This is a genomic window from Pseudoalteromonas sp. McH1-42 (genome assembly GCF_022347845.1).
In the GTDB taxonomy this organism is placed as follows: Bacteria; Pseudomonadota; Gammaproteobacteria; order Enterobacterales; family Alteromonadaceae; genus Pseudoalteromonas; species Pseudoalteromonas rubra_D.
Genome location: NZ_JAKRFU010000005.1, coordinates 24,218 through 37,442 on the forward strand (window position 1 = coordinate 24,218; position 13,225 = coordinate 37,442).

At 49.9% G+C, this 13,225-nt stretch carries 9 protein-coding genes and 1 CRISPR repeat array; of the genes, 8 read left to right on the forward strand and 1 reads right to left on the reverse strand.

Annotation, left to right across the window (positions count from 1 at the left end):
* The first annotated feature begins 8 nt into the window (after window positions 1-8).
* The 6 genes from cas7e (at window position 9) to MHN31_RS05465 (ending at window position 8,485) form a co-directional block, all read left to right on the forward strand.
* A complete protein-coding gene (gene cas7e / locus MHN31_RS05440; RefSeq protein WP_239443662.1) occupies window positions 9-1,154 on the forward strand; it encodes a type I-E CRISPR-associated protein Cas7/Cse4/CasC in 1,146 nt (381 codons plus the stop codon).
* On the forward strand, window positions 1,151-1,822 hold the full coding sequence (gene cas5e / locus MHN31_RS05445) for a type I-E CRISPR-associated protein Cas5/CasD (RefSeq protein ID WP_138550959.1): 672 nt from the start codon (window positions 1,151-1,153) through the stop codon (window positions 1,820-1,822). Before cas7e ends, cas5e begins: the two co-directional genes overlap by 4 nt.
* Window positions 1,815-2,492, forward strand: a complete 678-nt coding sequence (gene cas6e / locus MHN31_RS05450) for a type I-E CRISPR-associated protein Cas6/Cse3/CasE (protein ID WP_239443663.1) — start codon at window positions 1,815-1,817, stop codon at window positions 2,490-2,492. Before cas5e ends, cas6e begins: the two co-directional genes overlap by 8 nt.
* A 62-nt stretch (window positions 2,493-2,554) precedes the next feature.
* Complete coding sequence (gene cas1e / locus MHN31_RS05455; RefSeq protein WP_239443664.1) at window positions 2,555-3,484, forward strand: type I-E CRISPR-associated endonuclease Cas1e; 930 nt, start codon at window positions 2,555-2,557, stop codon at window positions 3,482-3,484.
* Window positions 3,481-3,789, forward strand: coding sequence for a type I-E CRISPR-associated endoribonuclease Cas2e (gene cas2e / locus MHN31_RS05460; RefSeq protein WP_239443665.1), 309 nt, complete (start codon window positions 3,481-3,483; stop codon window positions 3,787-3,789). Before cas1e ends, cas2e begins: the two co-directional genes overlap by 4 nt.
* 155 nt (window positions 3,790-3,944) lie before the next feature.
* Window positions 3,945-7,701: a CRISPR direct-repeat array (repeat unit 29 nt; unit sequence GTCTTCCCCGTACGCACGGGGCTAAACCG).
* A gap of 109 nt (window positions 7,702-7,810) precedes the next feature.
* Complete coding sequence (locus MHN31_RS05465) at window positions 7,811-8,485, forward strand: hypothetical protein (protein ID WP_239443666.1); 675 nt, start codon at window positions 7,811-7,813, stop codon at window positions 8,483-8,485.
* Window positions 8,486-8,794: 309 nt separating this feature from the next.
* Here MHN31_RS05465 and MHN31_RS05470 read toward each other — a convergent pair whose 3' ends face one another.
* Window positions 8,795-10,258, reverse strand: coding sequence for a collagenase (locus tag MHN31_RS05470; RefSeq protein WP_239443667.1), 1,464 nt, complete (start codon window positions 10,256-10,258; stop codon window positions 8,795-8,797).
* A 416-nt stretch (window positions 10,259-10,674) separates the two neighbouring features.
* Between MHN31_RS05470 and MHN31_RS05475 the strand changes: the two genes are divergently transcribed.
* Both MHN31_RS05475 and MHN31_RS05480 read left to right on the forward strand, forming a co-directional pair.
* On the forward strand, window positions 10,675-11,088 hold the full coding sequence (locus tag MHN31_RS05475; RefSeq protein ID WP_239443668.1) for a VOC family protein: 414 nt from the start codon (window positions 10,675-10,677) through the stop codon (window positions 11,086-11,088).
* Window positions 11,089-11,172: 84 nt separating this feature from the next.
* Window positions 11,173-12,546 (forward strand): winged helix-turn-helix domain-containing protein, encoded by a 1,374-nt coding sequence (locus tag MHN31_RS05480; RefSeq protein ID WP_239443669.1) that lies wholly within the window; start codon window positions 11,173-11,175, stop codon window positions 12,544-12,546.
* The last annotated feature ends 679 nt before the right edge of the window (window positions 12,547-13,225 follow it).

The window sequence follows — 13,225 nt, forward strand, 5'->3', positions numbered from 1 at the left end:
GTTACCTTATGTCTTTTATCGAATTTCATGTATTACAGAACTTTGCCCCCAGCAACTTAAATCGTGACGATACTAACACCCCTAAATCTTGTGTATTTGGTGGTTCACAACGGGCGCGTATCTCAAGCCAGTGTCAGAAGCGTGCGATCCGTACACATGGGGCATTTAACGATGCAGTGGTAGAGCATCAGGGCGATCGTGCGGTACGCACTCGTAAGCTAGCCATCGACATCCGTGATCACCTGATTGCTAATGGTAATGACGAAAAGCAAAGCGAAACCGTCGCACAAAAGCTGTTAGAACAGGTAAAGCTGAGCCTGAGCAAAGACAAAAAGCATCCGTTTAAAACAGAATATCTGCTGTTTCTTGGATTAAATGAAGTGAGTGCTTTGAAAGCGATTGCTGAGGCGCACTTTAGTGAGTTTCAGGCAGACAAGCTGGACAAAGCCATCACCAAAGCGGTGGGCGATGTGTTTGTAAAAGAGGGTAAGTCTTTCGCCGCAGATATTGCACTATTCGGCCGTATGGTCGCGGACAACAACAATATTAATGTTGATGCGGCGTGCCAGGTGGCCCATGCAATTTCAACCAATATCGTTACACCAGCCATGGATTTTTTCACTGCTGTGGACGATGAGTTACAGGCAGGTGAGCAAGGCTCTGGCATGATGGGTGGCGTTTACTTTAACAGTGCCTGTTATTACCGCTATGCCCAGATCAATATAGATAAACTGGCGACCAATCTTGGGCAGGATAAGGAACAGGTGACAGGCGCGGTAAAAGGGTTTTTCCGGGCGTTAGTTCAGGCGGTGCCTTCGGGTAAACAAAACAGTTTTGCGGCGCAGAATCCGCCAAGCTATATCAAAGTGAATGTGCGCAAAGATGGCGCGCCCTGGTCTCTGAGCAACGCATTTACTCAGGCAGTAATGATAGACAAGCCTGATGAAGCGGAGCTTGAGCATCAGTCAGCACAAAAACTGGAAATGTTCGCCAAGAAGCTGGCGGCTATGTATGGCGAGTCGGGCTTTATTTTTGAGGGTCGCAGCACTTACATCGACAATCTGGAAGAGTATCAGGGCAAAGACAGTGGCACCATTGCCCAACTGGAAGCTCAAATGCTGGATGCACTGCAGGGTGCTCTGGAGTGTCAATGAGCACTTTGTTGATCCGACTAGCCGGTCCGATGCAGTCATGGGGGCTAAAAAGTGCTTTTGAACTGCGCAACACTCAGCTTGATCCGACAAAAAGTGGTGTGATCGGTTTGCTGTGTGCATCGCTAGGACGTGAGCGAAATGAGCCTCTGAATGATCTTACTGCATTGCGAATGGGCGTGCGTATAGATAAACCTGGCGATCTTGCATTTGATTACCAAACGGCGCTGAATGTGGCAAAGGCTGACGGTGGCAAGCCGGACACGCAGTTGTCGCATCGAGCTTATCTGGCAGATGCCGCCTTTTGGGTAGGCTTTGAAGGCGACGTGGTTTTGCTTAAAAAACTGCATCATGCCTTGTTAAACCCGGTTTGGCCGCAGTTTTTAGGGCGTAAGTCATACTTGCCGGGCATTCCTTTAGTTGATCCTCACAGTGCGTGTTTAGAATTACCTTTAGAGCTAGCGTTGCAACAAGCACCAAGAATGCAAGCTGAGCATGAAAAGGTAGCCGGCACACCGGTGAAATACATCATAGACAGCGAAGCACAAGAAGGCACGGAGCAACGGCATGACGTGCCACTGAGCTTTGAGATAAACCACAGAGCCTTTACATTCAGAAGTGTTAAAAGCAGTTGGGGGTTGGTGGATACGGAGGAAGTGCTATATGTCTGACACTCTTTGGTATGAAAGCCGATTGTATTTTGATCCTGATCAGGCGGGAGAAGACCTTGGGTTTTTACATCCTGATGATCTTTATAAGCAGCATCAGTGGGTGTGGCGTTGTTTTGTTGAAAGCGAGCTGACTCAGGCTGATTTTATGTTTCGCGTGGATATGGCGTTGCCAGTGCCAACAGTATTTATTCGCTCAAAACGTCAGTTAAAAGATGCGATTAAAAGCTGGAAAATAGTCACTCAAACACAGCCGGATCAGCTCAAAGAGGAAGGGCTGGTTCAGTTCTCTTTGCGAGCTAACCCCACGGTAGATATTACGCCAAAAGGAGAGAAAACTCGCCGTCACGATGTTTTGATGCATGCCAAGAAACAGGCTCAAAAAGCAAATAGCGATGTAAATGAAGCTGTAGATATTGCTGCAAAAGCCTGGCTTGACAAAAAACTACAAAAGGGTGGTCTGGAGTTGCTGACTCAGTGTATTGAGTTCAGCAATTACAAGCAGCACAAAGTGGCTAAAAAAGACGGGGCGAGGCCAATTCAGCTCAGCACCCTGGATTATTTTGGCGTGGCAAAAATCACCGATGTGCAAAAACTGGAGCAGGCATTGTTTAGCGGCATCGGCCGCTCCAAAGCCTTTGGTTGCGGGCTGATGTTGATCAAACCACTGTAATCTGTAAGGCGGGGCGACTCGCCTTTTTTATTTATTTCTTACTTAAATTGGGAGTGCAGGGAATGGCATTTCTTCCTTTAAAGCCTATTCCAATCAAAGATCGTAACTCAATGATTTTTATTGGCATGGGGCGTATTGATGTGCGTGATGGCGCGTTTGCTGTGATTGATGAAGTGAACGGCGAACGGATGCTGATCCCGGTGGGCTCTGTGGTGTGTATTATGCTGGAGCCGGGTACGCGGGTGAGCCATGCTGCGGTGAAGCTGGCAGCGACCACCGGTACTTTGCTTATCTGGGTAGGCGAAGCGGGTGTCAGGCTTTACTCTGCGGGGCAGCCTGGCGGTGCGCGTTCCGATAAGTTGCTGTATCAGGCTAAGCTGGCGCTGGATGAAAACCTGCGGCTTAAGGTCGTACGTAAAATGTTTGAACTTCGCTTTGGCGAACCAGCACCCGAGCGACGTTCGGTTGATCAGCTGCGAGGCATCGAAGGCTCGCGTGTACGCAAAATCTATGAGCTGCTCGCCAAGCAGTATCAAGTTAGCTGGCAAGGCCGACGCTACGATCCCAAAGACTGGGCGAAGGGTGATGTGATTAATCAGTGTATTAGCGCCGCTACGTCCTGCTTGTATGGTGTTACCGAAGCCGCTGTGTTGGCTGCTGGCTATGCGCCGACCATTGGCTTTTTGCACACGGGTAAACCATTATCCTTTGTATATGATATTGCAGACATTATTAAATTCGATACCGTTGTACCTGTGGCGTTTAAAGTTGCCAAACGACGGCCACAATCACCGGATCGAGAGGTGCGGCTTGCCTGCCGCGAAGCGTTCCGCAAAGACAAGGTATTGCCCCGGCTTATCCCATTGATTGAAGACGTACTCGCCGCCGGTGAGATAGCGCCACCTGAACCTTATCCTGATGCACAACCGCTCGCACTCCCGGAACCTGAATCAGTAGGCGATGATGGTCATCGCAGCGGAGGGGCGCTATGAGTATGTGTGTGGTTGTCACTGAAGCTGTGCCGCCCAGGCTAAGAGGTCGCCTTGCAGTGTGGCTGCTGGAGATCCGCGCTGGTGTGTATGTTGGCGATGTGAGTAAGCGTGTTCGCGAAATGATCTGGTTTCAGGTGAGTGAATTGGCTGAAGACGGCAATGTGGTTATGGCCTGGGCAACCAACACTGAGTCGGGCTTTGATTTTATCACGTATGGTGAGAATGCCCGAATGCCGGTGGATTTTCAGGGGCTGAGACTGGTGAAGTACACACCCAGAGCAGATGACAATCAGGGAGCTGAATAGCGATCTATCCCTGTTTCCTAACTCTATTTAGCGCTCTTTAACAACTTGGTGATTCAGATTTTTATCTCATAAAGAGAGGTTCGTTTGTACCCAAATTTTTCGGTAACTTTTGATGGGTGATTTTTCTTTATGAAAAACAAGTATATAATTTTAGAGTCTTCCCCGTACGCACGGGGCTAAACCGGCTTCTGAGTTGGAATCGCTGGGAGAGACGCACGTCTTCCCCGTACGCACGGGGCTAAACCGTGCATCAATCCGTGTGGATCAGACTCCGGGTCCGTCTTCCCCGTACGCACGGGGCTAAACCGTATTAAGGGCCATTCGTAATCAAGCATTAACCGTCTTCCCCGTACGCACGGGGCTAAACCGTAGTCTGTATCTGTTAGAGATAGGGCTTTGCAGTCTTCCCCGTACGCACGGGGCTAAACCGGGCGTTTGGCCGCGACTCGGGAGCTAAGCCGGGTCTTCCCCGTACGCACGGGGCTAAACCGGAACCCCTTAGCATGTTCAAGTCCCTGTTGTTGTCTTCCCCGTACGCACGGGGCTAAACCGACAGATTGCCCCCAGTAAACTTGGCCATTTTCGTCTTCCCCGTACGCACGGGGCTAAACCGCGCCTTGGTTATTACAGGCATAGAGCGCCAGTGTCTTCCCCGTACGCACGGGGCTAAACCGTCCATATCGTTCGCAAACATGGAAGAGCACGAGTCTTCCCCGTACGCACGGGGCTAAACCGAGTTACTTACCTGAGCTAGGTGCCAAAAATGTGTCTTCCCCGTACGCACGGGGCTAAACCGCCTGAATTTGGGATCAAAGTTGGAGAAGAGAAGTCTTCCCCGTACGCACGGGGCTAAACCGAAGTCATGAGTTATGAGCGCCTTCAAAAGCAAGTCTTCCCCGTACGCACGGGGCTAAACCGGTTCACCCTCTTGTCAATGTACATAACATCGCGTCTTCCCCGTACGCACGGGGCTAAACCGTATATTTAACCCACAGAGTAAGTTTTTTGAGAGTCTTCCCCGTACGCACGGGGCTAAACCGGTATGAACCAGACGGAAACACTTCAATGGCTCGTCTTCCCCGTACGCACGGGGCTAAACCGATTTAACTTGAAAGGCTACATTGTAGCCCTTAGTCTTCCCCGTACGCACGGGGCTAAACCGGAATAAATACAGTGAAACAAAAGAATATCATCGTCTTCCCCGTACGCACGGGGCTAAACCGCATGCACCATGATACATCGATATTGCGAAACCGTCTTCCCCGTACGCACGGGGCTAAACCGTGGTATTCTGATTGCTCCAATTCCTAAGGAGTGTCTTCCCCGTACGCACGGGGCTAAACCGCGTGGCGGGCATCGCTGGCAGATTACAGAGCCGTCTTCCCCGTACGCACGGGGCTAAACCGCGTGCTTTGGCCAATGAAAAGGGCGGAGTACCGTCTTCCCCGTACGCACGGGGCTAAACCGTATCTTGAATCATAGTGAACATGCATTCTATCGTCTTCCCCGTACGCACGGGGCTAAACCGGCTCCTATGTAGCCTTTTTTAATGCGTAAATTGTCTTCCCCGTACGCACGGGGCTAAACCGGCAACTGAGATTGCAGAAAGCACACTAAGGTCGTCTTCCCCGTACGCACGGGGCTAAACCGGGCTAATAGGGGTATATTCAGGTGCACATATAGTCTTCCCCGTACGCACGGGGCTAAACCGAGGTTGTTCATCGAATGCTGGCGCATTTGGAGGTCTTCCCCGTACGCACGGGGCTAAACCGCCATAGATAAATCAACGCTTTTGTTCTCAGGTGTCTTCCCCGTACGCACGGGGCTAAACCGGGTATCTAGCAGCCCAAAAAGACAATGAGGAAGTCTTCCCCGTACGCACGGGGCTAAACCGTTGACGATTGTTGGTGATCTAGAACTGGCTCGCGTCTTCCCCGTACGCACGGGGCTAAACCAGTGAGATTGCAGAGGTTAAAAAGGATCTGATTGCGTTTTCCCCGTACGCACGGGGCTAAACCGCGGGGCAGATTGAAACCCACCACCTGAAAGTAGTCTTCCCCGTACGCACGGGGCTAAACCGGTGGTTCATAATGATTAAAACTGTAAATGTTGGTCTTCCCCGTACGCACGGGGCTAAACCGCAGTGGCTGGCGCGGGAGGTACCCAATGGCTAGTCTTCCCCGTACGCACGGGGCTAAACCGGGAGAGTTGATCACTCCAGACCCGCACCAACAGTCTTCCCCGTACGCACGGGGCTAAACCGCGGAAATCCTTCTGTTATTGAGGCCATCTTTAGTCTTCCCCGTACGCACGGGGCTAAACCGCCGACTGGGTAAACCAGATAGCAGGGCAGACTGTCTTCCCCGTACGCACGGGGCTAAACCGCGAATGGTAGAAACGGACTTGATCCTTTGGCTGTCTTCCCCGTACGCACGGGGCTAAACCGGCGAGTCTGATTTGTTTCAATTCTTCTAAATTGTGTTCCCCGTACGCACGGGGCTAAACCGTGAGCTTGGGTTTGACTGTATTTTTATACTTAGTGTTCCCCGTACGCACGGGGCTAAACCGGTCTCCACTTACAACTTCTAAAAACTGTTCTGCGTGTTCCCCGTACGCACGGGGCTAAACCGCAATCAGCTATCCGAGATAGTTCTGGTGGAGGGTGTTCCCCTTACGCACGGGGCTAAACCGCAATGGTTGATGCTGTGGCCACGGGTGGATTAGTGTTCCCCGTACGCACGGGGCTAAACCGGAGCAGGTTTTGTCACAGCGTCGTCTGGAAGAGTGTTCCCCGTACGCACGGGGCTAAACCGTGGAAACGGTTTCCGTTTTTTCTCCATCAAAAGTGTTCCCCGTACGCACGGGGCTAAACCGCAGGCCGTTATAAGACTCGGGTCTGTCGCCTCGTGTTCCCCGTACGCACGGGGCTAAACCGGAAGACGAAAATGACAGTGTTAAATAAACAGCGTGTTCCCCGTACGCACGGGGCTAAACCGTGGTTGTGGAAGGTCAGCGTCGTCCTGTTCTGGTGTTCCCCGTACGCACGGGGCTAAACCGATGATTATGATGATGCGCAGATAGAGCAGCTTGTGTTCCCCGTACGCACGGGGCTAAACCGATGATTATGATGATGCGCAGATAGAGCAGCTTGTGTTCCCCGTACGCACGGGGCTAAACCGCTTTCAGCCAGTGATGTCAAGCTCGGCTTTAGGTGTTCCCCGTACGCACGGGGCTAAACCGTCATTTCACTCGATACACTTGCGGAAAATGGCGTGTTCCCCGTACGCACGGGGCTAAACCAATGGTCGCCAGCTCAGGGCATCTGAAATACTCGTGTTCCCCGTACGCACGGGGCTAAACCGTTATTGGGGTCAACTAAGGGCTATTCTGAAACGTGTTCCCCGTACGCACGGGGCTAAACCGGTAGCTGTAAACACTGGAAACTTAGCATGCGCGTGTTCCCCGTACGCACGGGGCTAAACCGTATCATTTCATCACTTTCAGGGCGCTTGGAAGCGTGTTCCCCGTACGCACGGGGCTAAACCGTCTGATTCAATTTGTGCCCACTGCTCTTTTGTGTGTTCCCCGTACGCACGGGGCTAAACCGGCATTGCCGGTTATAGTAAAGATGCACTCAGAGTGTTCCCCATACGCACGGGGCTAAACCGACCAGCCACATGAGCGCATTAATGGTGAATATGTATTCCCCGTACGCACGGGGCTAAACCGTCGCCATGGTCTGCGTCGTTTTCCGATGGCACGTGTTCCCCGTACGCACGGGGCTAAACCGTAATGCGTCGTTTGTAGCGTCTGACCCGCAATGTGTTCCCCGTACGCACGGGGCTAAACCGCGGGCTTTGTTGGCATTGGAGTAGTCAAAATGGTCTTCCCCGTATGCACGGGGCCAGCCGGGTTTTGCTCTCCTCTAGCTTATTATTAGAGCTTTTGCTTTATAGCTGGCTATTTGCTGAAAAACCAATACAATGTCGCGCTCATTTTTAGGTACATATTTAGGATAGATATGAAGCAGTTACCTTCTTTGGCCAGTTTGACTTTGTTGTTGTGTGGTACGAGTGCTATGGCGGAGCAAGTTCAGGCGGTAAATTATGATTATGTTGAAGCGGGTTATAAGCGTCACGGTGATCAATCCGACTTTTCTACTGGCGGTATGCAATTAACGGTCAGTAAACGTGTCGACGAGTTTTACTTTGAATTGAATGCTGAGCAGTTCGAGAGAACTGTCAACCAAGTTAATACTGTTGAAGGCTTTGATACTTTCCATACAAATCATGGTGTTGAACTGACCAGGTATCGTGTGGGTGGCGGTTTTATCTTTGATTTGGACAGCACTTCATCGGTAGATGTTGGCTTACTGCACGGTAAAATGGAGATCGATTACCAAATTGAATATTTGGCTGTTCGCGATGATGGCGTGGGCTCGATAAAGCACCACTCCAGTGGTAGTTTAGATACAGATTTATGGGACCTGCGTGTTCAATATCAGAATGTCTTTTCAAATAATCTGGCCCTTAAAGCAGCAATTGGTTATGAGTATCTGTCAGGTTACGCGCCTAATAACCTTTACGGTTTAGTGGCAGTGGGTTATCACTTCAATAAATCCTGGTCAGTGAATACGGAATATCGTTATGCAGATGAGTTTCGTAACTGGGGTGTAAACCTGCAGTACGCGTTTTAATCGCTTATCAAATGAGGTCAGCCAGACCAGGCTGGCCTGCTAGTCGCATTCGTTTACCTTATGATTCAGTGATTATCTGGCCGTTTTCATTCAGCTTTTCTTCTTTTAGCCCTGTTAACTTTTCCATATACTTTTGTCGCGTTTAAGAAAATGGGTCTGATGAATTTAAGCTCATGGTGATGACTTAGTTTGTGTTGAATGGCATATAGGCTCAGGTCCGATGTGGAGTACTAGGGTGTAAATTAAAATAAGATAGCAGGGTGATACCCTGCTATCTTAGTATGACAATACTTGTGTTAAGCCATTACGTTACTTCAGTTCTACCTGCACTTCAATCCATGCGTCGGGCGTGCCCACAGTCCCGCCTTTTCGGGTTGGTGTGATAGTAAATCCGCCCCAGTGATCGGTATAGCTTTGACCTATGATCAGCTCTGAGTCGGTTTGGTCATCGCCCCACCAACCGGGTGTTTTGGAGCCCGGAGTCATATCCAGCAGATAGGAAGTGGTTTTCCAGAATCGCTCATCGGTTTCATTTTCAAAATAGCCTTGTAAGTTGATCAACACGCCGTTTTGCGTATCGGTATATCGGTCATGCGACGTGCGGTATTCCAGCCAGTACGTGTATTTGTCATTGCCAGACTTTAAACGCAGGCCTATATATCCTTGGTTGTTAGCGCCCTGGTCAAAAGCATAGATACGGTAGGTACCCGAGGCATTAATCACCGGTACTTCGCTGTCGGTTAGCCAGCCAAAAAAGTGTTTGTACAGCAAGTTGTAGGCTTGTAAGGAGTGTGCGCCCATGCCCATCATGCTGTAAACATTGCCATAGTTCAGGCTTTCTGTGTCGTAATCACCCACGCCTATGATTTTACCCGGGCCTGCCTCCAGTGCTTTGGCGTGGCGCAGCCCGAGTGCGTGTCCCAATTCGTGCGCAACCACGCCTGTAGTGTGGTGGTAAAGCGAAATACTCGGCGGCGCAGCGCTGGAGTTAAAGTTGCCTACCTGGGGTGCCACCATCATCACCACCTGAGCATTGCCCGGGGCATCCGGGTCAACACCCAGCGCACGGATCTTGCTTTTCCACAGTGCGGTCCAGCCATGGAAGTCGTTGTTATAGGTGCTCTTAGGCTGATTGATGTCAATGACGGGCGTACTGGTGTCGTAAGTGACATTAAAGCGGCCATAAGACTGCTGATCGTAGTAAGTGGTAACACCTTGTAAGTCACTTTCCATGGTCGGCCATGTCAGTGGGGTGTCGCTAAACTGAAAGCGATACACCTGAATATTGACATGATCGTATGGGTATCCGTCGTTGCCTCCCGGGGGCTCTGTTGGTGGCTCCGTAGTATCTGTGGTTCGACAGGTCGTGGCACCCAGATCGACCACAATAGAGCTGCCGCTGTGGCTGCCATCCAGTGTGATATAGCCCCAATACGAAGCGGGGCGTTTCAGTACAATACATTCTTTATTGCCAGGTGTGGAAGAGCCGGGGTCGCTGCCGTCCAGCCTGGGCCAGCCACCACTGCGGGCATACAGGCTGAGGTCGCCAGTGCCGTATGCGGTACTGATGGCAACGTTGTCATAGTTATCCAAATTCGCCACGCTCAGATAGGTACGCGAGCTGGCTGGCAGACAGACGGTTTCTCCATCTTGCAACGTCCTGCCAGTGAAGGGAGCAGAAGTGGCGCATTTATCTTCCAGCTGGGCTGCGATAGCCGGGCCATTGAGTAAAACAAGCAGTGGTATGCACCACGTGTGTTTAACCAGATTCATCGTTCTTTCCTTTACAGTTGTTGTATTAACCGCATGTATGCGGTTTAGAGTGGCCCGGATATGCTGTGCTCGAATGTACTTTTAATCCTTAATAAACAATTGGATAAATAAATGCTTTGGCACGTGTGCGGATCCAAACCTGTGTCTTCTGTATGTAAAATAAACAGAAGTGAAGTAAATATATTATATTTTATACAATATTCAAGTGCTCATTGATGTTTGTCAGCATCGCAACGACCTGAGATAAATAAAATTAAAAAAACGCTTTACCACAACTTAACTTGAGGTTTTATCTTGGCTGCACATCAATAAAGGAGTCAGGACATGAAACAAGTCACTATTAATCATTCATCGTTTAGCGCGCAGTTACTGCGTTTGTTCAATGGCACAATGCAAAATAAATAAGGAGGCACGCTATGTATCTGGAACATGTAAATTTAGTTGTTAACGACGTTGAGCAGGCCCTTAACTTCTACCAGGCTGCTTTTCCTCACTGGCGTGTACGTAGCGAAGGAAGCGGAAGCTGGCACGGCAAACCCAGAAACTGGTTACATTTTGGAGATGACCACCATTATATTGCCTTTAGCGATCACGGTGAGGGCAGTAATCGGGAGTTGAGTGGTGATTCGGTGGGGCTGGCGCACTTTGCCTATGTGGTGCAGTCGGTTGACAGGGTTGTTGCACGCCTGACGCAGGCCGGGTATCCCGTAGATAAACAGGGTGCACAGCATCCGCATCGCAAAAATGTGTACTTTATTGACCCGGCAGGATTTGAAGTGGAATTTGTTGAATATCTGAGTGATATACCCGCTGAGCGTAACAGTGATTAATATTTCGATAAATCGGTACGAGACTTTACAAAAAATTTACTTTATTATCGGTGGTCAGAAAGGGTTCTATCAGAGGCTGCCGGGATGGCGACGGTCAACATCATTCCAAAACCAGATTGGGTGCTTAACCATCAGCATCAGCAGTTGCATAGTGGTCAGCGTGTTATCTCGCTGGATGATAAGCAGTATGCGCTGCTGACATTGCTCATGACACATGCCAGTCAGGATGTGACGAAAGAGCAGATCTTTAACACCTTATGGCCGGGCCGGGTGGTGAGTGAAGACGCCATTTATGTCACCGTGAATGGTCTGCGTAAGTTGCTGGGCGACAGCGTTAAACAGCCCATTTATATTAAAACGGTGTCAGGGGTTGGTTACCGCTGGGTGGGCCCAAAAATAGGTGAAGATAAGCCCTTGTTTTCAGGGCCTGTGATGATACTGGCCGTCATTTGCTTGCTGGGCGTAGTGCTGTTGGGCAGTCAGTTTCGCGAATTGTCGGCACCTGAGCCCATGTCGCCCGAACAGGCAGAGCAATTTAAAAAAGCACGTTATTTACTTAATCACGACCCCGCTGCCATTGATCAGAGTATCGCTTTGTTGCAGCAACTGACACTCAGGCGCACCGATCTGACAGAGCCGCAAGTGTGGCTGGCAGATGCCTATTTACGTCAGCTACTGGACGACCCGCAACGTCATGCCCGTAACCGCAATCGTGCCAGGGCTCTGCTCCAATCGGTGCTGGCCAAATCACCCAAACATCTGAAAGCCAATTTGCTGATGGCCCAGCTGATCATGTTAATCGACTTTGACCCGCACGCTGCAAGGCGTTACTTCAGGGCTGCTTTACCCCATGCTGAGGGACATCATTGGTACGGGCAATACCTGCTGGCGAGGGGGGATTTTCAGGGCGCGCTGGAACACATTGAGCAGTATCGGTTGCTGGAGCCCAACGGGTATTCCAGCGAAAGTGTGGCCTGGGTCTATACCATGAGCCAGCGTCACGAAGCCGCGCTGGATGCACTGCTGAAATTACAGCCTTACAGCGACAGCAATCGCTTTTATCACACGTGTTTACGCACGGTGTACGAACAACTCGGAGAGCATGATAACGCATTTGCGCAGATGAAATGGGTGATGCAGGATGCAGGTTACAGCCCACAGCTTATATCGCAGGTTGAGTCGGTATTTGGGCGTGAGGGTTTGTCCGGCGTGTATCGTTGGTTGCTAACCGAAGATCCCCTGCGTGCAGAGATTGGCCATTACACGCCGCCCATTTCCCTGGCGCGTTATGCGGTTATGGCAGGTGAGCCTGAAATCGCTGTGACTTACCTGAATCAGGCTTTTGAGGCGCGCCAGTACGCCGTGCTGTGGGCGGCGGTGGATCCGGTGTTTACGCCATTGCACGAGTATCCGCCGTATCAACAGTTCGTTCAGCGACTGGGGATCATGGCTCATTAAGTAAAGCCCTTATGTAGTTTTCGCATATGACTATAATAGCCCTATCATTAATCGTTTGGTCCGGTAGGGGCACGTTTTTGCTAAGTTTGAGCGTGAAAGGGATTTATCCAAACTACCAGTTAAAAGAGATATATTAAGTATTAATGTCGCATCATTAGAGCGTGTATTTGATATTCACGACATACTTATTTATATACTTGAATTACAACAAACTATAAAATTTTAACGCGAAAAAAAGGAATATGGCTCTTTACCATCAGCAACATTGAACTACTGTTGAAGCGTTGTTAATGTGTAGTTCAATTGACAACTGTGCGTTACATTCCAGATCTTCTAAATCAGATACAGGGATTGTAAGCAAATCAGCGTCCACGATTTGTTGCGTATTTGTACCAACGTCCAGATGTAACTTTCGCCAGACTCAGTGTTTATTCGTACAATGTTTTCTTGCGTATCACTCACCGTTTCCGTATGTCTTTAAACCAGTACCATCTACCACGATATCAATGGCCCAAGATGTACTGGGGGTTGGCCTATAAAAGACCGTTAGCAATACGCTAGCACTTTAGGTCAAGCTTCATTATTTGATATCAGTGGGGAAGCATAGCTTAGTCTCGGTGTCTATTCCTAAGACCTAGCCACATAAGGTTAATTTGATCACCTCATCTTTACATGGAAA